General features: G+C 42.9%; 15 protein-coding genes. 8 read left to right on the forward strand and 7 right to left on the reverse strand.

Annotated features, from left to right (window positions below; translation table 11 throughout):
* Positions 1-21: 21 nt before the first annotated feature.
* From PSM36_RS10720 to PSM36_RS10750, 7 genes are all read right to left on the reverse strand, one after another.
* Entirely contained in the window at positions 22-1,368 is a 1,347-nt protein-coding gene (locus PSM36_RS10720) for a dihydrolipoamide acetyltransferase family protein (protein ID WP_076930891.1), read from the reverse strand.
* Between the two features lie 369 nt (positions 1,369-1,737).
* Entirely contained in the window at positions 1,738-3,666 is a 1,929-nt protein-coding gene (locus tag PSM36_RS10725; RefSeq protein ID WP_076930892.1) for a GxGYxYP domain-containing protein, read from the reverse strand.
* Between the two features lie 21 nt (positions 3,667-3,687).
* Positions 3,688-5,922: a GH92 family glycosyl hydrolase gene (locus PSM36_RS10730; RefSeq protein ID WP_076930893.1), complete on the reverse strand. Its 2,235-nt coding sequence runs from the start codon at positions 5,920-5,922 to the stop codon at positions 3,688-3,690.
* Between the two features lie 199 nt (positions 5,923-6,121).
* Positions 6,122-7,288, reverse strand: coding sequence for a mannitol dehydrogenase family protein (locus PSM36_RS10735; RefSeq protein WP_076930894.1), 1,167 nt, complete (start codon positions 7,286-7,288; stop codon positions 6,122-6,124).
* Between the two features lie 5 nt (positions 7,289-7,293).
* A complete protein-coding gene (locus PSM36_RS10740; RefSeq protein ID WP_076930895.1) occupies positions 7,294-8,514 on the reverse strand; it encodes a carbohydrate kinase family protein in 1,221 nt (406 codons plus the stop codon).
* Positions 8,514-9,191, reverse strand: coding sequence for a D-lyxose/D-mannose family sugar isomerase (locus tag PSM36_RS10745; RefSeq protein ID WP_076930896.1), 678 nt, complete (start codon positions 9,189-9,191; stop codon positions 8,514-8,516). Before PSM36_RS10745 ends, PSM36_RS10740 begins: the two co-directional genes overlap by 1 nt.
* 202 nt (positions 9,192-9,393) lie before the next feature.
* Entirely contained in the window at positions 9,394-10,377 is a 984-nt protein-coding gene (locus tag PSM36_RS10750; protein WP_019540937.1) for a LacI family DNA-binding transcriptional regulator, read from the reverse strand.
* Positions 10,378-10,694: 317 nt separating this feature from the next.
* Here PSM36_RS10750 and rhaB point away from each other — a divergent pair, with 317 nt between their 5' ends.
* The 8 genes from rhaB (at position 10,695) to PSM36_RS10790 (ending at position 22,620) form a co-directional block, all read left to right on the forward strand.
* A complete protein-coding gene (gene rhaB / locus PSM36_RS10755) occupies positions 10,695-12,161 on the forward strand; it encodes a rhamnulokinase (RefSeq protein WP_076932199.1) in 1,467 nt (488 codons plus the stop codon).
* A gap of 135 nt (positions 12,162-12,296) precedes the next feature.
* A complete protein-coding gene (locus PSM36_RS10760) occupies positions 12,297-13,562 on the forward strand; it encodes an L-rhamnose isomerase (protein ID WP_076930897.1) in 1,266 nt (421 codons plus the stop codon).
* 3 nt (positions 13,563-13,565) lie between these two features.
* Entirely contained in the window at positions 13,566-14,594 is a 1,029-nt protein-coding gene (gene rhaT / locus PSM36_RS10765) for an L-rhamnose/proton symporter RhaT (RefSeq protein WP_076930898.1), read from the forward strand.
* A gap of 218 nt (positions 14,595-14,812) precedes the next feature.
* Positions 14,813-15,721: an AraC family transcriptional regulator gene (locus PSM36_RS10770; protein ID WP_019540941.1), complete on the forward strand. Its 909-nt coding sequence runs from the start codon at positions 14,813-14,815 to the stop codon at positions 15,719-15,721.
* 12 nt (positions 15,722-15,733) lie between these two features.
* On the forward strand, positions 15,734-18,013 hold the full coding sequence (locus tag PSM36_RS10775) for an alpha-L-rhamnosidase-related protein (protein ID WP_076930899.1): 2,280 nt from the start codon (positions 15,734-15,736) through the stop codon (positions 18,011-18,013).
* A 169-nt stretch (positions 18,014-18,182) separates the two neighbouring features.
* Entirely contained in the window at positions 18,183-19,949 is a 1,767-nt protein-coding gene (locus PSM36_RS10780) for an alpha-L-rhamnosidase-related protein (protein ID WP_076930900.1), read from the forward strand.
* A gap of 153 nt (positions 19,950-20,102) precedes the next feature.
* Positions 20,103-21,971, forward strand: a complete 1,869-nt coding sequence (locus PSM36_RS10785) for a glycoside hydrolase family 127 protein (RefSeq protein WP_076932200.1) — start codon at positions 20,103-20,105, stop codon at positions 21,969-21,971.
* A 190-nt stretch (positions 21,972-22,161) separates the two neighbouring features.
* The gene (locus PSM36_RS10790; RefSeq protein WP_232001419.1) at positions 22,162-22,620 is read left to right on the forward strand and encodes an RNA polymerase sigma-70 factor; all 459 of its coding nucleotides are present in this window, start codon (positions 22,162-22,164) and stop codon (positions 22,618-22,620) included.
* The last annotated feature ends 63 nt before the right edge of the window (positions 22,621-22,683 follow it).

Below are 22,683 nucleotides of genomic sequence, written 5' to 3' on the forward strand. Positions count from 1 at the left end.
TTGAATCTTGGCTCTTGGTTCTTATATTTCAAATTCCAGATTTTCTATTTCTATGGCAATCTGCTTCAGGAAGCGTGTAGCTTCTCCTCCGTCTAATGAACGATGATCGTAAGTAAGACTCAGTCCGATAAAAGGAACAAAAGCATATACATCGTCTCCAATATCTTTTGGACGCGGTACGATGGTATTCACACCCAGGATAGCCGATTGAGGCAGGTTAATGACCGGCGTGAACATCTCCACGCCATAATTTCCCAGGTTCGAAACGGTAAACGAACCCGCTTCCGGAGAAAGTATATCGGGATTCACGCTTCCGTTCCTGCAAGCAGCAGCAATTTCCTTGAACTGTCGGGCCAAACCGGTAATGGACAGATCATCAGCATTACGTATGACCGGCACCATCAATCCTCTTTCGGTGTCTACCGCCAATCCAAGATGTATTTTACTAAAATAGCGGATACTGTCACCCAGAAAATGGGTATTTACATTGGGAAACTTCTTCAGCGCCCTGATGACTGAGAAGCAGACCATATCGTTCAATGTGATATTGATGTCAAGGCTTCCCTCTTCAAGCATTGCTTTTGCTTTTTTTCTAAGCACTAATATTCTTCTGGCATCCGCACCCAAATGGTGGGTTAACTGCGCCGAATTTTGCAGGGAAGCGTGCATAGAACGGGCGATGATCTTGCGCATATTGGATATCTTCCGTTCTTCGTAATCCTTTCCGTAAACACTGTTCACAGGAACGGACAGATCGGAAGCCCGGGCCGTACCTGCAAGCCCCGTTCCGGACGACTGCGGCAGCATACCTTGTTCCGCAGCCAGTTTTTTTGCCAGCGGTGTCATCTTCGGTCGATCATGCAAGACCGCCTGTATATCCTTTTCTATAATACGTCCCTTAGGACCGCTCCCTGAAAGGCCGGAAGTATCCACAGCGTTTTTCTCTGCCAATTTTCTGGCACGCGGGGAAACAGGACTCCTTCCCGATTGTACGGTAAAGGGGGTAGAACTCTCTTTTTGTTCTTGTTTTTCACTTGTTAAAGAGTCTGCAGGTCGGGATTCCATAGACACGCCTTTATTCCCCTCAGCCGGCGATTCACGCCCGACCAACAATGAAGAAATATCTTCTCCAGGTTCTCCGATCACCATCATATTTTCCAATACGGGCACTTCATCGCCTTCGCTGTAAAAACATTCGAGTACGACTCCCCCCGCAGGGGCTTCTTCTTCAAACGAAGCCTTATCCGTCTCATAAGAAAATAGTATATCTCCTTTTTGCACGGTATCACCTTTTTTCTTTTTCAGTTCGGTAATGATACAACTTTCCACTGATTGCCCCTGTTTGGGCATGATTACTACAACTGCCATTTACGCATGATTTAAGTATGCAAATATAATGAAAGCCGAGGGATAAGTCAAGCTTGCTTGAAGCTTATCCGAGGCGTATCTTATATTCTACAAATATACATAATTTTGACTACCGTCAACTGTGCTGAACTATGCTGACACAAAGATATCATTATCTATGGTAGAATCCAAAGATAAATGCCATTAAATTAATAGACAATATTTTCGGATATTTAAAGATCATTCTATTCATTACATTTAATTGAGCCACACAGAAAGCATCGGCAAATATACAGAATTTGCTTTCGCTGTCGATTCAATAATTGATCTTTCATATATTCTTTTTGATACAATACTTTATTTTAAAAACAAAATTCATCAGATAAATAATTATTCCATTTCTATTTTGCCGGTGGCTGCAGCCGGATTCTGACGGAGCCAGATCCGGTACAACTCAAAAAATGTCGGAGCATCCAGCAGTTCAATATCAGGGTCTGCCGAATGCAGTTCATCCATAAATTCAACATACCAGGTAGGTGTCTTAAGAATATTCCTGAACCAATGAAAAGGTACCGGTCTTACTCTTACCCTGTCTAACATATGCTGGACAGCAATTTTGGGATCATCGGCAATAATATCATAATCAGATCGTAATACAGGCATATCGCCATGTAACAGAGTCAAAGGCACTTTTTGCGGTACAATGCCGTCAGGACTGAATGAGGCATAACAATCAAGTCCTTCCTTAGAAAGACCCGGGGCGGTTCCGTCGATGATAAAACCGGTGATTGTTAAATCCCAGCGCTCGTAGTAAGGTTTACAATGATTTGCCCAGCTATCTAATCCCGATTTAAAACCAGATTCTCTAGGTTCCTGTAACATTCCCGGCATAAGATAACCCGCGCCGTTGTCGGCAGCTACAAAATAGTCATTGTGTGTCGCACTTTCCCGGTAATAATCCAGCGCCATCGGCACCCTGTTTTCCAGCACCGGGCTAATCGCCCACATCATAGGCACTTTCCCCCTGTTTTCGTCATCCCAAATGGAGGGCGTACGTTGAACCACCCATGAAGAGGCATCATAATCTCCCACATAAAATATAAAAAAGTTCCTTCCCTTGAAATCGACCTTTCCATCTTCATCTAAATATCCTCTTTGTTTCAACTCTTCCAGGGACACTCTTCGTTGAGGATATCTTTCCTTCAACGGGAAATGAGTCCAGAAGGAAGCATTTGCCAAGGCTCCGTACCCAATGGCATCGGCATCCTTAAACGCATTATAGGCTCCGATCAATTTAGAAAATTCCCATTCGGTGGCTACATCTTCATGTATTCCCCCCGCGTGCTGCGTATATTTAAAAGCCCATGACGGGAAACCACCTATATAGCACATCTTTTCACCCTTATTGATCCTGTAGGCCTCACTCAAGAACTCTTTCAGCGTATTCAGGTCGGTACCCGTTACCTGCGTTTCATCATCAGTGGCCGGCTCATCACCCCAGGGAGATAAATCGAAGAAAAAAGCTTTCTTACTCACGAAGAAATCATGATTGGTAAGGGTATGATGGTTTACCACCGTAGCCGTTGGTTTTTCCCGCCATTTCTGGTCGATATAATAAGCACCAAACTCACCTGAACAGCGGTTAGTCTTCATATAATTCTCGATAAACCATATATAAGGATCATTTTTTAAGGATCCGGTCGACATCCGATCCGTCCCGGGTATAATGCCGGTGCCTGTAAAAAGGGGTGTACCGTTTTCTTTGATCAGCCTTGCTATCACTTTCAGTTTAGGCCCATTGAGTACTATACGTGAATACAGGCTGTTAGGATCAGTATCATAACGAACAGCTATCAGATTTTCAATTCCCGCCACAGCTGAAGCCACGTTACTGGTCGATGCAATGGATGAATCATATAACACGACACCATTGATATCTTTTCTATATGCCTCTATCAATTGTATAATATCCTGATATACCACAGTATCTTTTTCATGCAGCCATCTTCCGGGCTCCCGGTATTTATCCCACCAATAGCTGTCTATATCTATACCGTGGGTAACAATATAATGTATAAATAGGCGCGGACCTTTTCTGTTTACAATTCCCTGTAAAGTGGCGACAGCATGGATATCATCCCATAAACTCCCGACTTGCTGTGTATCATTCAAATCATAAGAGAGGGTATATCTCAAATCATACACTCCGATAACATCGCTATTCTGTTCTTTACAAGAAATCAGAATACATAGAATAACGGGGAGCAGAACTAACGCTGCAGCCAGATAACCTATTGTTTTTTCATTTAAACAATTCATTTATCACTCATTAAACAATATTTAAAACCCCTGCATGTCTGCGGCCGATGGAGGAGGTGATTCCAATCCCCAGTCTTTATTCGGACGATCTCCCATGATCAGTTCCAATGTACCGCCATTGACTAAGTCCTCATGCATGAACCAGGTACGATTCAACGGTTGACCGTTCAGTGTAGCCGATTGTATATATTTATTACTCCCCGAAGCATTTTCGGCCTTCACAGTGAAAACCTTCCCATTATCCAGTTTGATGCTCGATTTTGTAAAGATAGGGCTGCCAATCGTATAAACCGGGATGCCGGGGGATACCGGATAGAACCCTAATTGCGAGAAGACCACAAACGCGGTCATACCGCCGCCGTCTTCATCACCGGGGATACCCATCAGGTCGTTACGGAACCAGCTTTCAAGCAGCATACGTATACGTTTCTGCGTTTTCCATGGCTGACCGGCATAATTATAGAGGTAAGGAATATGAAAACTGGGCTCGTTTCCCATTACAAACTGGCCGACATTCCCTGTAGCATCGGGATGGATGGCATAATACTGCCATTTGGGTAATTTCAAATCCTCCACAAACAATTGATCCAACTTTTCAATAAAAGGCTGATTGCCTCCGAACAGGTCAATCAGGTCGGCAATATTGTGGTGTACATCCCAGATATATGTCCAGGCATTGTTTTCATCATAGTAGGCCCTGGCACCGATCCCTCCGGAAAATATATAATCGAATGGCTGTATGAATTTACCCTCCTTATCTTTCGGGTGAAAGAAACCCGTTTCTTTATTGAACAGATGGCGGTAGTTGAATGCACGGTTCAGGAAGAACCGGTAATCATCCTCTTTCTCCAGCGATTTTGCCATCTGTGCAATGCTCCAGTCATCATATGAAGCCGCCTGAGTTACTGCCACTGCATTTCGTTTTTCAAAATCACTGACAACAGGTACGGTCTCCTTTTCATCAGGATAAAGCGCAGGGAACCATCCATACTCGTGATAGAAATCATCCAGTTCCGTTTTTGGAGCGCGTGCCCAGGGGATCATAGTTTCGGTCAGCACGGTAGTCTTCATCCCCTCGAAAGCCTTTTCCACATCAAATTGAATACCCTTGGCCAGTGCGTCGGCAAACATCACGGCGGCATGGTTGCCGTTCATACAATGTGCATCACCGAATACACAGGGAAATGTAGGCATCCATTTCTCTTCGGAATGTTCATACATCCGGATATAGGAAGCCAGCTTTTCTTCCTGCGCCCTTGGATTCAGGATCGTTTGCAACGGATGCAGCGCCAGATAATTATCCCAGATCCAATCGTCTGTCCAGAACGGAATACCTTCATCATCGTGCACTTTCCCATCGAAACCATTGTAATACTTCCCGTCTTCCGATATATTGATCATACGTTCGTGTGCGCGGTACAGTGAGGTATAAAAGACTGTTTTCTGGTCTTCGGTAGCACCTTCCACCTCTATTTTCCCCAAAGTCCTGTTCCATTGCGCACGGGCAGCCTTTGTCAGTGCATCGATATCATAACCGGGAACCTCTTTTTCCAGATTCCGACGTGCCTGTTCTTCGCTGATATATGAGATACCGTATCGTATGCGCACTTCTTTCACGTTCTTATCGAATGCGGCATAACAGGCTTTCCGGCTTTCCGTATCCCGGTTGCCTGTCTCCACAGGCTCCTGGTCGAACTCAAGATAAAAATAGTGCTTTGTTCCATGATACATTTCATATCCGTGCATAGTATTACCCTGGGCATGTAATTCTCCGTTTCCGACCGTACGTAGCATAACATATCGGGGAGCCTCTTCCTCAAAAGTCAGGGCGAATACCGCTCCACGGGCAGCCGGTGCAAAACGGGCCGTGATGCCATGATCGTCCAGATATACCGAATAGTGATAGGGTGTGGACTCTTCATGGTCGTAACGATAATTCAGGTTGGGCGTCAGCCCATCCGGTTCGCCGCAGTAGGGCATCAGGTACAACACATCACCCTGACGGTGCGAAGGTACATTCAGCGGCAATCCTTCCATACGGTCGGTGACAAATTCCCTATGAGCAGGGATCATACGCAACATACTGTTAGGCAGGTGCGTCACCGGGAATGTGGGAACCAAAAGAATACTGATATTGCCGATACGGTTATTCACGTAATCGACCGGCTCTTTTTTCCGGCTGGAAGTGGTTGTCATCTTCCCGCAACTATTCAATATTATTCCAAACAGGACTACGAATAAAATTATTTTCTTCATTTCAATTAAATTTTAGAACCAAGACTATAGAAATTTAAAATTCAAGATTCAAGATTTTTCAAACTAAATAATTTACTGATTATTAATACATTAAACCTACGCCATCTTCTTGACTTCTTAACTTCTTTATTAATTAGTACATTAATCAACACTACTTCCCGAAAAATCGGGACAAGTTATTCCGACTTGTCGGGATCATTTAGTTTTTCCTTCCCACCTTCCCACTTTCCCACCTTATCTTACACACATTCTCCAATATATACCGGGGACCTCTTACTGCCTCCTCAAAGAACAATCTGTCCGAAGGGAAGTAATTACCGTTTTCATCTTTAGCCCTGAAAGATATTCCTGCGATAATTGCATTCAGGATCAGGTGATAAGGTTTTCCCAGCCGGACAGCAGCATGGACAGGAGCAGCCAATCGGTCTTCCGGGCCCAGTTTCCGGTACAGGTCACACCCCACACGAAACAGGGTATCTTTTAAACTTTTATTTCTGAATCGACATATCAGGTCATCTATATGTTCTTTCAGCTGGGTCAGGGTAAACTCTTCCGGATATAATGACCGTAGGATTTCAGCAGATTGCAGCATTGTTTGCCTCACGGTATCAAGAAGTTCTTGATCTTCGAGTACTTCACAGATATAAACGGCATCCGGATATTTTTTAAACCCAAGATAAGCCGTCGCAGCATGCCCTAAATTGTGGATAAAAAGTTTGCGGTCGACCCAGGCTTTGATATTCTCTTTGGGCGCCAGAAAAGGAATATCGGGAATTGGGTTTTTAAATCCGTTTTTTGCAACGATCAAAGAGTTATAAGATTCGGCAAATACCTGTAACGGATCCTCCTCGATATCCTTTTGTGTCATGATAGGCACCATCTTTCCAATGCTCGTTTCCACTAATCCCACCAATTTTTCCAATGGATAATCCGGCGGCAACTGTTTTTCCAATTCTTTCCGGATAAGCCTATCCGCGTTTCTTATATTCTCTGCTATAATTATATCCAGGGGTACATCTCCATATTTTTCCCGTCGGACAACTAATAACCTGGCCAGCAGAGGAATCACTGTGCCTACTCCCTGTTGTCCCACGGAAAGGGACATAATTTTTGTATTATTCAACTCGGACATAAGTTGTTCCTCTTCATCAAGGTATATACCTTTTATATTACGAATGATCAGCAACTCATCCTCTTCTCCGTTTTTGATGACTATCCGGTATTGTTTCTGTTGATTTATCAGATCGACCAATTGCTTATTGATATCCACAAAAACGACTTCATACCCTGACAAATTGAATACCTGCCCTATAAAAGAGCGCCCAATCTTCCCGGCTCCAAAAATAACAATTTTTCTCTCATTCATTGAGTTTATCTGTAGTCTGGTATGAACGGTCGATTTGTCTTCTGAAGTTGATAATCCCTGTAATAAGGTTCTATTAGTTCCCGTTTCTGTCCCGGATATTCTTCATAAAATGTTCCTCCATGATAGAAACAGGCATATCCGCCCGATACCGTAGCCCACGCAATCACTTCATCTATATTTACCCTTTCTTTATGAGGATCCATCATTTGCTCGGCAATAGAAGCAATTGCTCCCCCCGCAAAATTGTCTCCGCATCCTGTGGTATCACCTACCCGTTCAGGATAAAGGACAATCTCATTTCTCACCCTTTCTGAAACCAGCTTGCAACCCTCTGCCCTGCCGAACAATTTACTGTTACAGAAATAGTAAAGCGGGTTTGCTCCATGTGTAACAATCACTGCACCTACACCTGTTCTTTTGAAGAAAGAGAGGGCTTCTGCAATAGTTGCTTGTCCGCTCAATCGTAGGGCTTCCTCCATATCTGCAATCAACAAATCGATATAACGATAGGTCTCCACAGTAGATCCTAACGGCCAGGCTTTTCCTGGGTTACTCCTTTCGTTGAGAAAATCGTAAACAGTATTGACTACGGTAACAGATTTTTTAGCTTTGGCTTTTTTAAGTAATTCCAAGAGCGACCGGTGAATATGAGGGACTAGAGCAGTCCCTCCGAAAATGACCATGTCACTTTCGAAGAACGCTTCATCCATATCTTCAGGGTAAAGATCCCATGCGGCTCCGATATTGTTGATAAAGATACGTTCTCCCAACCCCTGGTCATAACCGGGATCCGAAAGTACGTCGGTAAAGGCTGTATATTGATCGGACACCTTGTATTTTCCAGTCTTCAATGGTGTTTTCTGTAATCGTTCATCAATAAACAGCGCATCTTTGTCGCGCCCTTTACTACCGTAAAAGTAAACTTCCGCCACAGTACCGTCCAGCATCTGAGCGGCATGAATCAACGAAACAATGGATGGTCCTCCGATATTCAATGTTAGCGGAGAGTTGCCCGCTGTGAGCAGCTCCCTCACTTCCATATAATCTCTACCGGAGAATGCTTCAAACTCGTCTCTGAAAACAAGCTTTCCGGGAGATAATCCTCCATCGCCCGGTCTCACGGATATATAACGGCTGAAAGTCTCTCCACTGAAGTTTACAGGGGTAAACAAATAATCTACCAAAGCACATCCTACTCCGGATATTTTAAAGTGTTTTTTCACCATCAGCCCAGAAATTTTTTATAATCAGATACCAACAGATGTAACGGTTCCACATCTTCTTCTACAGACGGGAATCGCCCTACCGACTCGTAGAAGCAGTTGTCTGTAGAATCATCATTTACCATACTGACTTCACCCACCAGGACCTTACCTCTCCCTTCTTCTCCGTAAAAACGATGGTACACACCTTGTTCCAACGTAATACTCTCGCCCGGGGCCAGTATTACCTTACCGCCTGCCGGAACAACCACACTCACACCATCTTTCTTGCATCGTACATCGGTCACGTCAAACCCATTATCAGGGGTAGAGTTGAATAATTCAATGACTAAATTGCCTCCGCCCCTGTTAATAATATCTTCCATCTTATACCAATGATAATGCATGGGGGTCTCCTGATTTTCCCCAACAATCATTATTTTCTCGGCATAAGGTTTTCTATCCACATTGAGTTTGCCATTACGTAAAGTGAATAAGAATAATCCTCTTTTATAAAAATCTCCGGAACCAAAATCAGTGATATCCCAACCAAGCATATTCTCCATCACTTCAGCAGCACTCTTTTTATTTTTTCCCCAGTCTGACAGGCTCCAATACGCCCATGGAGGCAATGAAAACTTCCATTCTCCCATAAATGCTTTTGCGTCCGAAATAATCCGATTGATCTCGCTACGTTTCATCCTTTTTTAATTTTTAATATTAGACAATTGACACTTATTTCTCTTTTCTTACAATCCTCATACCGTAAATAATAACATGCCTAAAGCTCCGACCGACCTAATAAGTAAGAGAGAACTGTAAGATATCTGATCCCTCACATTGCTAAACCGGTTAACTTATTTATTATAAAAATTCTCCTATCAATAAATCAGTAAAATTCAATCAGATTGAATATTCAATCTCGGCTTCGAAGACGCACTCTTTTATTTCGTCTATTCCGCTCATCTGTTCCATAAGAATATCCACTGCTTTTTCCCCCATTTTCCTTATAGGTTGCTTAATGTAGGTAATAGGCATATTGGTGATAGAAAAAGAATCGATTTCGTCAAAACACACCACTTCCATCTCTTCGGGGATCTTTATGCCTTCCCTGTGCATATATTTTACCCCGGTAATAAATACCCTCCTGGAACAAAAAAATATTGCATCAACTTTGTCGGGATTATTTTTCAGGTCGATAATGGCTCTTTTTATCTCTTCTTCCTGGTTCTCATAATTGATATTCTTTATCAATGCAGGGTCTAATAAACCATGACGGTCCAGTGCATCGATGTAGCCCTGCCGCCTGTCTGTCAATGCATTCAGATTAATATCATAACAAACAACTGCAATCCTTTGCAAACCTTTTCTGATCAAAACTTCAATTACATCACGGGATACTTTATAATTATCAATAATGATGTAGTTGGCCTTAATATCCGGATAATAACGATCTACCTGCACCACTGGAAGATTTCTTTTCATGATTTTAAGGAGGACTTCCTGCCCTTCATCTACCGGAACTAGTATAATACCGTCCACCTGCTTGTTCAATAATGTGGTAACCGCATCGTAAAACTCCTCCGGGCTTTCGTTTGTGTTTGAAGTAATCACCGTATAGCCGTATTTCTTCGCCTGTTCCTGTATATGGAAGGTAAGGTTTCCAAAAAATTCATTTGAGATATCCGTAATAACAACTCCAATAGACATGCTCTTTCCTGTACTGAGGCTACGGGCAATTTCATTCGGCTGATAGTTCATCTCAGCAGCCATTTGTTTAACCTTCCTGCACGTCTCCTCACTCACACGACTGCCTTTAGCCTTACCGCTCAATACAAGAGAGACTGTTCCTTTAGAAAGTCCCAACTTGTCTGCTATATCTTGCATGGATACTCGTTTCATATTTGCTAAACCGGTTGACTAAATCTATATAAAATAACTTTCCTTTGCAAACATAATATAATTCTTTTTCAGAAAACGCCGATTTTATTATTTTTTATTTATTTTATACTTTATAACCGAGGATGCAAAAAAACTACAATAATTCCCCAAAATAAACCTGTCACCAAAAAGATCCAAATCATTATCAAAAAACACAGTCATAAAATCATTTATTTCATTGCATATATTCAATTTATCCTGTAAGTTTGCAGACAATCTTAAAAAAAATTGAATTTAACCTCATCATGAGTGTAGATAATTTAATGTCATTCTTAGCAATCGATTTGGGCGCCAGCAGCGGAAGGGCAATGCTGGGAACTATACAAAATGATCAACTGGAGTTAAAGGAAATCAGTCGTTTCCCTAATCCTATAATCGAAGTGAACAATCGTTTATATTGGGATCTCTTCTATTTGTATAATCAGATTATAACATCACTACGGGAAGTCAAATCTCACAGGCTGCACGTCACATCCCTGGGTATTGATACATGGGGGGTAGACTTTGTCTGTTTCGGAAAGGATCGGGAACCATTGCGTATGCCTTACAGTTACAGGGATTCCCGGACATTCGATGCACCGGAGCGTTTTTTCTCCAAAATTCCGAAAGAAGAGGTATATCGAAAAACGGGAATTCAGATCATGAACTTTAACACTCTTTTCCAACTTGACACTCTCCTGCATGAAAATTCATCGATCTATCCTGTCATCAACAAGATACTGTTTATGCCGGATGCTCTATCCTATCTGCTGACGGGGACGGCGGTGACAGAATACACCATTTCCTCCACTTCACAAATGCTCGATGCTTATACACAAAATTTCGACAGTTCGCTTCTTCAAGCACTGCAACTGGATGGCAATCACTTCGGAATGCTGGTATATCCGGGACATAAGATAGGCAATATATCCCCATCTGTACAGCGCCTGACCGGCATACAGAATCTATCCGTCATAGCCGTTGCAGGTCACGACACGGCTTCGGCCGTTTTGGCTACGCCTGCGAAAGATGAAAACTTCGCATATCTGAGTTCGGGAACATGGTCATTAATGGGCATCGAATCGGAAACGCCTGTAATCAATGACGAAACTTTTCGACTTAACTTCACCAACGAAGGAGGTGCCGACGGATCTATCCGTCTGCTGAAAAATATCTGTGGAATGTGGCTGATTGAACAATGCAAAAAAGAATGGGAAAATAATCAACCGGTTACTTATGAAGATATCGTAGCCGCTGCAAAACAGTCAGTTCCTTTCAAATGTTTTATCAATCCCGATTCACCATGCTTTGCTGCCCCGGGATCCATGACTACGGCTATTCAGTCTTATTGTAAAGAAACAAATCAATATATCCCTCAAACAATGGGAGAATTAGCCCGTTGTATTTACGAAAGTCTTGCTTTTCGATACAAGCAGGTATTGGCTGATCTTCAACAACTTGCTACATTCCCTATCCATATCCTGCATATTATCGGCGGGGGATCCCAAAACAAATTACTCAATACCTTTACGGCCAACGCTATCGGTAAGCCGGTCGTTGCGGGCCCGTCAGAAGCTACGGCAATGGGAAATATTTTATTACAGGCAAAAGCTGCCGGTATAGTCAATGACAAACAAGAAATCCGTCAAATCGTAAGAAACTCCATTGAACCCGATACGTTCGAGCCAGAAGATACTCCCCTATGGGAGAGTCACTACAGTGATTACCTGAATGTTTACAGGAATATATAGCATAATCGATGTGATAATGTGATAATGTGATAATGAAAAAAAAGTTGAGAATTAGTTTTTAATTTTTCACTTTTAATTTTTAATTAAAAAAGTCTTGATTCTTGATTCTTAAATCTTGAATCTAAATTTAAACGTATGAAGGAAGAACAACTTAAAAGAGCGTATGAAGATGCAAAGGCACAATACGCATCGCTGGGAGTGGATGTTGACCAGGCTATTGAGAAACTGAACAATCTCTCTATATCCATTCACTGCTGGCAGGCAGACGATGTGTCGGGATTTGAAAATCCTGACGGAGAGTTGACAGGTGGCATCCAGGCTACCGGTAACTATCCCGGAAAAGCCAGGACCATAGAGGAACTACGGAGTGATTTCGAGAAAGTGCTCACGCTGATCCCCGGAACACACAGGATAAGCTTGCATGCCATCTATGGCGATTTTGGCGGTGAATTCGTCGATCGTGATCAGATCGAACCAAAACATTTTCAATCATGGATCGACTGGGCGAAGAAAGTCGGCGTAAAACTCGATTTCAACTGTACTCTTTTCTCGCATCCCAAAGGTGAGAGCGGATATATGATCTCTCATTTTGATCCTGAGATCAGGGAGTTCTGGAAAGAGCACCTGCGCCGTTGTCGTCGTATCGCAGCTGAAATCGGACGGCAGCAAGGCGATCCCTGTATTCACAATATCTGGTTTCCCGACGGAGAAAAGGACAAAACCGTTTCACGCTTTGCCCACAGACAACTGATGAAAGAGGCACTCGACGATGTTTTCACCGAAAAGATCAGTACAGATTACCTGAAAGATTGTGTGGAATGTAAATTGTTTGGTATCGGAAGCGAAAGTTATGTAGTGGGATCGCATGAATTTTATATGGGTTATGCGGTAAAAAACAATATGATGCTGACACTGGATGCCGGGCACTTCCATCCGACCGAATCAATAGCCGATAAAATCTCTTCGATGCTCCTTTTTGTTCCTGAACTTAATCTGCATGTAAGTCGTCCGGAACGTTGGGATAGTGATCACGTAGTGATCTTAAGCGACGAGTTATTGGCTTTAACTCAGGAGATTGTTCGTTCCGGTCATGCCGATCGTGTACATGTCGGGCTCGATTATTTTGATGCATCTATCAATCGCCTGGGAGCTTATATAGTGGGAATCCGCGCTACACAGAAAGCGATGTTGCAAGCGCTGCTCGAGCCGACCCGACAATTAAGGGAATTTGAACTGCAGGATAAAAATTTCCAACGGCTGGCTTATCTGGAAGAATTGAAATCAATGCCCTGGAACGCGGTATATAATTACTATTGCCAGCAGCAGAACGTACCTGTGGGCGATGCTTATATACAGGATGTTCAGGAGTATGAAGATCAGGTAACCTCTAAACGAGTCTAAACAATGAATACAATTCTGGGTTTAATTATTATTGCTGTGGGAAGTATGGGCCAATCAAGCTCATACGTCCCCATCAATAAGATAAAAGAGTGGTCATGGGAAAACTTCTGGCTGATGCAGGGAATTTTCGCATGGCTGCTCTTTCCTCTTCTGGGGGCATTCATGGCCAGTACGCCATCGGAATTGATCGCAATATATACTACCAATGCAGCTGCCTCATGGAAAGCTATTGGATACGGGGTACTTTGGGGAGTCGGGGGATTGACTTTCGGATTGAGTATGCGTTTTCTGGGTATCGCACTCGGACAATCAGTGGCGCTGGGAACCTGTGCTGCTTTCGGGACACTTATCCCCGCAATGCTTACCGGTACGGATCTTTTTTCTCCGAAAGGATTGGTTTTGTTGGTGGCTGTTGCCGTTACACTGGCAGGCATTGCATTAGTAGGGTATGCCGGTAGCCTCCGTTCAAAAAATATGTCCGAAGAGGAGAGGAAAAAAGCGATCAAAGATTTTGCCCTGAAAAAGGGACTTCTTATCGCGTTGTTTGCAGGTGTAATGAGTGCCTGTTTCAGTCTGGGATTAAGCGCCGGGATACCGGTAAAAGAAGCGGCCATTGCTGCCGGAGCAAAGGAGTTGTTTGCACAGAATCCGGTCACACTATTGGTCACCCTTGGCGGATTTGTCACCAATCTCGTTTATTGTCTCTATATGAACCGGAAAAATAAAACGAGCAGTGAAATAAAACGCTCCTCAAAAGCCGTTTTGGTAAATAATCTTCTGTTTTGTGCACTGGCAGGGCTTCTCTGGTATTCTCAATTTTTCGGGTTGGGTATGGGACAAAGTTTTTTTGAACCCGGCAGTGTGATGATGGCTTTTTCATGGAGCATACTGATGTCTCTAAACGTGGTTTTCAGCAACGTATGGGGCATTATCCTCAAAGAGTGGAAAGGTGCAGGAAAAAAGGCCGTCATTTTCCTGGTTATCGGGATGGCAGTTTTGATATTTTCTTTGGTAATACCCAATCTGTTTTAATCCTATCAGTTCTATGAATCATGTACTGACCTGACAATATTTGCAATATGCCGCAATAAGTTGATGGTGCGGCGGGAATTGAAGCAAAGCGAAAATCGCTGACTTCTATTGAAAGTCTCAACAGGGAGCAATAAAATTCGGTTTATATATGTAAATCGACGATACAGACAACGACCATTTTCAATGAAAATGAATTTGCAAATCTAAACAGACAAAACATGAGATTTAACGACTTAGGAATCGATTTTAAATACCTGTTAGTAAACGAAAAAGATAAAAAATTCGGGTTAACGGTCAACACTGTTGGTTTTCAGCCCATAGCACCTAATACGGTGTACCCGTCCACAGAACATCCCAAAAGTTACTACTTCACCCCAAATAACGGACGTATTTTATCGGAATATCAAATCGTTTATATCAGTAAAGGAAAAGGAATTTTTTCTTCCGATTCCACAAAAAGGACAAATATTACCAAAGGACAGGTTATTTTTCTTTTTCCCGGCCAATGGCATACCTACTGCCCACTCAAAGAAATAGGATGGAATGAATATTACATCGGCTTTGAAGGAAAGATCATTGATGATATCGTAGCAAACGGGTTCATATCTCCGGAGAATCAGATTCTCAGTGTAGGGGTGAACGAAGATCTCGTAAACCTGTTTTCTACAGCCATTAAAGTGGCTAAAGAAGATAAAACGGCTGCACAGCAGAATCTGGCAGGAATTGCATTTAATATCCTGGGTACGATTTTATCGCTGGCACAAAACAGGAACTTCGAGTCTAAAGAATCCGCTCAGAAAATTGAACGGGCAAAAGTTATCATGATTGAAAATATCCATAAAAATATCGATATCAAAGGGATTGCTACCAACCTGGGGATCAGCTACTCTTTATTCAGGAAAGCATTTAAGGAGTACACCGGTTATGCCCCGGCACAGTATTTTCAGGAATTAAAATTAAGAAAGGCCAAGGAGTTATTGGCTGAAACCAATTATTCTATAAAGGAGATTTCCTACGAATTGAATTTCAGTTCCTATGAGTACTTTTTATCCTTCTTTAAAAAGAGAGTCGGGGTTACCCCTATGGAATACAGAAATTCAGGACGTATAAAACAAAACAGCAACTAATTTCAGTCATTCATGCATATCAGAAAAATAATATTACCCACGATCTTATATTTATTCTTGTCCATTACTGCCAACGCACAGGAGCAATCCGTTCCATACGAATTAACAGTGAATCTGTTATCACAGACCGAGCAGGTATATATAAACGGCTATCCTGTAACAACACCGATAGATAAAGTGGTTTCTCAAAGAGAGAATTTCCAGTTTACTGAAATAAGTACCCGCAAACCATTTTTCGGATGGATAGTACCTTCCCGGGAAAAAAACACCCTGCAAACAGCCTATCGGTTATTAGTCGCATCAGAGAGGGATTTTCTGTTGAAAGATTCTGCTGATCTGTGGGATTCCGGAAAAGTGGAAGGGAATTGTTCGGCCAATGTTCTTTATGGAGGAAAACAACTTGAACCGGGAAAGGTCTATTACTGGAAAGTAAAAACGTGGGATCGCCATGGTAAAGAATCGGGGTTCTCCCAAATCTCGGCTTTTAAGACAGCGGAAAATCTAACCGATTATGCTACGGATCGGTATCCGATACAAAAACAAGACGAACACCCCATAAAAATAAACCGGATTGACGAGATGCGCTATTTTGCCGATTTTGGTAAAGCATCTTTCGGTAGGATTAGAGTAAACCTGTATTCAGATACCGGAACCGATAGCATAACCATCCATTTGGGAGAAACGGAAAAAAACGGAGAGGTTAACCGCTCCCCGGGAGCATCAATCCGTTACTCCCAATATAAGATTGGGCTCGATAAAGGTTGGAAAACCTATGTGGTCGCCATTCGTCCCGATAAAAGAAATACCGGGCCACAGGCTGTACTGATGCCGGAATATATCGGAGAAGTGACCCCATTCCGCTACTGCGAAATAGAAAATTATAAACATCCGCTAGAGGAAAAAGACCTGATACGGGAGACGGCTTTTTATCCGTTCAACGATTTCGACTCTCACTTCCACAGTTCCGACACGATACTCAACCAGGTTTGGGATATCAGCAAATACTCAATAAAGGCCACATCCTTTCTCGGTATATATGTCGACGGGGATCGGGAAAGAATTCCTTATGAAGCAGACGCACTGATCAACCAACTATCACACTATGGTGTGGCACGTGATTATAGCATGGCACGCTACACGCATGAATACCTGATCCGGAAGCCGACCTGGCCAACCGAGTGGCATCTGCAATCCGTTCTCATAGCATGGGAAGATTATATGTACACCGGCAATAAACTTTCATTGGCACATTTTTATGAAGATCTTCAGGCAAAAACCCTGATAGCACTCTCCGATGAAAATGGATTCATCAGTACCAGAACAGGAAAAGTAACACCGGAAGTACTTCAATCTGTCCATTTCAACGGGGAAATACGGGATATTGTCGACTGGCCCCACACCGGCATTCTCGGATTGGAAAAGGAAGAGGGCGGAGAAACCGACGGGTTTGTCTTCACCGATATCAACACGGTTGTCAATGCTTTCCATTACAGAACGCTTGTACTGATGGCGCAAATTGCGGAAACATTAGGTAAGACAGATGACCAGAAGTTTTATAACGAACGGGCTACTAAACTAAAGCAATCTTTTAATAAACATCTTTTCGATAAAAAAAGAGGTGTTTATATCGATGGCATTGGTACAGACCATGCATCCCTCCATGCCAATATGTTTCCACTCGCTTTCGGATTAGTCCCTGAAAACCGGATCAACAGTGTGTTGGAGTTTATCCGTTCCCGTGGAATGGCTTGTAGTGTATACGGTTCACAGTTCCTTCTGGACGCCATCTACGATGCCCATGATGCCGGATACGGACTACAGCTGCTGACTTCCACCGGCGAAAGGAGTTGGTACAACATGATCCGGGTAGGCTCCACAATCACACTCGAAGCATGGGACAACAAATACAAACCCAATCAGGACTGGAACCATGCCTGGGGCGCTGCACCTGCCAACCTGATCCCACGGAAACTGATGGGAATAGAACCATTGGAACCGGGTTTCCGGAAGATACGGATCAAGCCGCAGCCGGATTTGCTGGAATCGGCTGAAATCAAGCATCCGACTATCCGCGGTGATGTAACGGTGAGTTTTAACAATGATCCCGGACAATCGTTCCGCCTTGAAGTGGATATTCCCGTCAACACAACCGCAGATATACATCTTCCTTTCTATTCCAGAAGCCAGACCGTACATCTGAATGGTCAACCGGTAAAATATAGAAGGGACGGAAATTTTTCAGTCATTGAAAACATTGGTTCAGGGAAATGGCAGTTTTCTGTAGAACGATAATTTTCCAGCCACTTGCAATAGTACGAATGATAGTGTGCTTCGCGCAATAAAGACAGATAATTGCCAATTACTAATTACAAATTCTCCATTTTCAAATTTCAATTACAAAGTCCTGGTTCTTAGTTTTTAGTTTTTAATTGTTAGTTTACAACCTCTTTATTCCAATAATATGAAAACCCGTTTATTCTTTATTCTTTTTCTTTTCCTTTTATCGGAAAACGTTCCGGCCCAGGAGTATCTTTCTGAGAGATTTTTTCAGGGACAACTGGTAGAAGATGAAATTACGCGGGCATATCTTACTCCTGTAAAAATAGTCTGGCAATCGGATAATAATAACAAACAGGTAAAAAATTCCGAAGTGCTGTTGACACAGTTCGACGGACAGCTTTCTACCAGCGGAGAAGGGATATGCCTGCTCCGATCGGACAACGAGACACAGGCTTCTATCTTGCTGGATTTCGGAAAAGAACTGTATGGGGGGATAGAGATTGCAGCCGCAATACGGAGCGAGAAAAAACCATTAAAAGTCCGTATCCGTTTGGGGGAATCCGTTTCCGAGGCTATGAGCGACTGCATAGACAATAGCGTTCCCGGGATGAGTTCGGCGACCAATGATCACTCTTTAAGAGATTACACGTTGGAACTCCCCTGGCTGGGAACCATAGAGGTTGGAAACTCAGGATTTCGCTTTGTGCGAATAGATCTTCTGGATAAAGAAGTTGATCTGCCGATACGATCGGTAAGAGCGATCTTCCGATACCGGGATATCCCTTATCTGGGTTCATTCAAATGTGATAACGAGCGACTAAACGAAATATGGGAAACGGGAGCCTATACCGTTCATCTGAATATGCAGGAATACCTGTGGGACGGGATAAAGCGTGACCGGTTAGTGTGGTTGGGTGACGTACATCCGGAAATCATGACAATCAATACAGTATTTGGCGATCAGGAAATAGTGAAAAAAAGTCTTGATTTCGGGAGAGATACGACTCCTCTACCCCAATGGATGAACGGAATTTCCTCCTATTCCTTATGGTGGATAATCGCACATCGCGACCTATACCTGTATCATGGTGATCTGGACTATCTGAAAGAGCAACAAGCCTATTTGTCTGCATTAATTCACCAGATTATTTCTAAAATAGGTCCTGACGGAAAGGAAAATCTCGATGGAGGACGTTTCCTCGATTGGCCCACTGCAAGAGATTCTAACGTGATCCATGCCGGACTCCAGTCTTTAACGGTGATGGCTATGGAAGCAGGAAAGGATATTGCCGGATGGTTAAATGATAGGGAACTCAATAATGTATGTATAAAAGCGTCTGAATCACTACATAAACACCTTCCATCCGATCATGGGAATAAACAGGCAGCCTCATTACTCACATTGGCAGGGATGTTGGCTCCCAATCAGGCTTCTCCGGTTATACTCAGAAACGGGGCCACTGATTTCGCAACCTTCTATGGCTATTACATGCTGGAAGCATTGGCGAAAGACGGTAAATACAGGGAAGCAATGAATATTATCACCGATTATTGGGGAGCAATGCTCGATTTGGGCGCCACCACCTTCTGGGAAAATTTCAATTATGAAGAACGATTGAATGCCTTACCGATCGATCAACTTCCTGACCCATCGAAGTTCGATATTCATGCCGACGGGGGCGATCACTGCTATATCGGCCTCAGGGCCAGTCTCTGTCACGGATGGGCATCCGGACCAACCGCCTGGTTAACGGCACACGTATTGGGGATCCAGGTGATCGAACCCGGATCAAAGGTAATCCGCATACGTCCGAACCTGGGAGATCTCACTTTTGCGGAAGGATCATTTCCTACACCTTACGGTGTCGTAACAGTAAAACATGTGAAACAAGCCGACGGAAAAATAAAAAGTGAGATTGATGCTCCGAAAGAAATAAAGATTATATGAAATTTATTCGATAATCTGTACATGGGTTATACAACAGGTGTTACGATTCAAAAGAGGAAATTCATTAAAAATAATTTACAGATGAAAAAGCATACTTTTATTTTATTCTTCAGCGTGTTAGGATGTATTATCACCTTTTTTCCTCCAAAAAGTATGGCACAGCCGGTTCAGGTTAAGACCTCTGTCCCCGATTTATTATTAAATGGTGATCCCTCAAATATAAAAATCGGAGATCACCTCGGAGAAAGAATAGATATCTGTGTGGAACAACGGGTAAAAGGACAGGATGTGAATCATTTAATTGTCCCCTTTTATAATAAAACGGAAACCCATCGTTGGCAAAGCGAATTCTGGGGTAAATGGATGCTGGGTGCAGTGCTCTCTTATAGATATACCCAGGATCCGGTATTGCTGGATTCTATTCAAAAGGGTGTTAAAGATCTGCTCGGATCGCAATTGCCCAACGGTTATATCGGAAATTATTCGGAAGAGGCACAACTTCAGCAATGGGATGTATGGGGACGCAAATATTCAATGCTCGGTCTTCTGTCCTATTATGATTTAACAGGAGATAAAGAAGTATTGAAAGCCTGTCGTAAAATGGCCGATCATCTGATGACACAGGTCGGACCGGGAAAAACAAATATCGTCACCACCGGTAACTATATGGGTATGGCAAGTAGCAGTATTCTCGAACCCATCGTATTCCTTTACCGCCGGACAGGAGATGCCCGTTATCTGGACTTTGCTAAATATATTGTTGCCCAATGGGAGACCTCTGAAGGTCCCGGATTGATCAGTAAAGCAGAAGCGGGAGTTCCGGTAGCGGAGAGATTTCCGCACCCGGTAACCATACAACAAGCCTGGTTTGGTACGCACAACGGACAAAAAGCATACGAGATGATGTCTTGTTATGAAGGTCTACTGGAGTTGTATAAGCTGACAAATGACCCTCAATATTTATCTGCTGTAGAAAAGACCGTACAAAGTATTATTGATACGGAAATTAATATTGCCGGATCCGGTAGCGCTTTTGAATGCTGGTATTACGGTAAACCCCAACAGGCAAGGCCTACTTATCATACTATGGAAACATGTGTGACGATGACATGGATGAAATTATGCCAGACATTATTAAATTTGACAGGAAATCCCGTCTATGCGGATCAGATGGAAATTACCGCTTACAACGCATTACTGGCTTCAATGAAAGATGACGGCTCCCAGATTGCCAAATACAGTCCATTGGAAGGGCAGCGTCATCCCGGTGAGGAACAGTGCGGAATGCACATCAATTGTTGTAATGCCAATGGTCCGAGAGCCTTTGCTCTTTTACCTCAATTCGCAGTGATGCCGTCTGCCAACAACAATGAAGTATATATAAATCTCTACACCGGTTTTACATCAACTGTACCACTAACAACAAAGAAAAAAGTGGTTATCAAACAGGAAACCAATTATCCGGCTGATGGTAAAATACGTTTACAGATTGAAACGGATAAACCGGAAGATTTTACAGTGGGTTTACGTATCCCGTCCTGGAGTAAAAATAACTCAGTGGCCGTAAACGGAGAAAAAATCGAAGGAGTGAATGCCGGTATGTATTGCAAAATCAACCGTCAATGGAAAAAAGGAGATGTTATCACATTGGATCTTGATGTAAGAGGAAGGGTTGTAAAACAGGACGGTTATGCGGCGGTGATGAAAGGACCGGTCGTGTTGGCACGTGACAGTCGTTTCTGCGATGGATTTGTCGATGAAACTGCCCAGATAGTCCATAATGACAACTACGTAGAACTGACTCCATCGCAGTACAAACTCAAAGGAATATGGATGTCGTTTACAGCTCCTCTCGTACTGGGAACAGACCTGGAAGGGGAAGCCCGTAGCCCGAAACAGATCCATTTTTGCGATTTCGCTTCTGCCGGCAACACATGGATGAATGATGTCCGTTACCGCGTGTGGATCACTGAAACATTGAATGTAAGAAATGAACCGTATGAACCGTACAACATAGAATAATAGATATAGTGACAGCACGCATGCCTGGTATTCAGGCGATTGTATCCGGATCAAATTTGATCCGGATACTTCTGTATTAGGGATATACCTCTATTTAGTTGATCCTGTCTAGATGAAAAAAGACTTACAACATTTCGAATCATTATTCCGGAGGCTTCAACCACGACTTTTTGCGTATTGTTGCAAATACGTGGAAGACGAAGAATTAGCCAGGGACATTGTGCAGGAATGCCTGATCCAACTTTGGGAAAACTATGAAAATATTAGCGGCTCCTACGAGAGGTATATGATTGTAGCTGTTAAAAACCGATGTATCTCCCATTTCCGCACCTTAAGATTACAGTCGAAATTCACGGAATCTGCCCAGTTAAAAATCAAAGAATTTGAATTTCATCCTGATATACCTGATCCGCTAACAGATATTTACATGAAAGAGGTCAGCGAACTACTTCAGGAGCACATTGAAAAACTGCCGGATAAATGCCGGCAAATATTTATTATGAGCCGGCAGGAAGGACTAAAAAACCAGGAAATTGCGGATCGGTTAGGAATCAGTATACGAACCGTAGAAGCCCAGATTTACCATGCACTCAAATCAATTAGAATCGGGTTAAAAGATTATCTGCCCATCCTTTACTTCTTTATTTAAAACGTTGTATTATCCCTATACATCTTACCCTCCTATCCCCATTTATAAAGAAATTTATTACTT

The organism is Proteiniphilum saccharofermentans (assembly GCF_900095135.1).
Taxonomy (GTDB): domain Bacteria; phylum Bacteroidota; class Bacteroidia; order Bacteroidales; family Dysgonomonadaceae; genus Proteiniphilum; species Proteiniphilum saccharofermentans.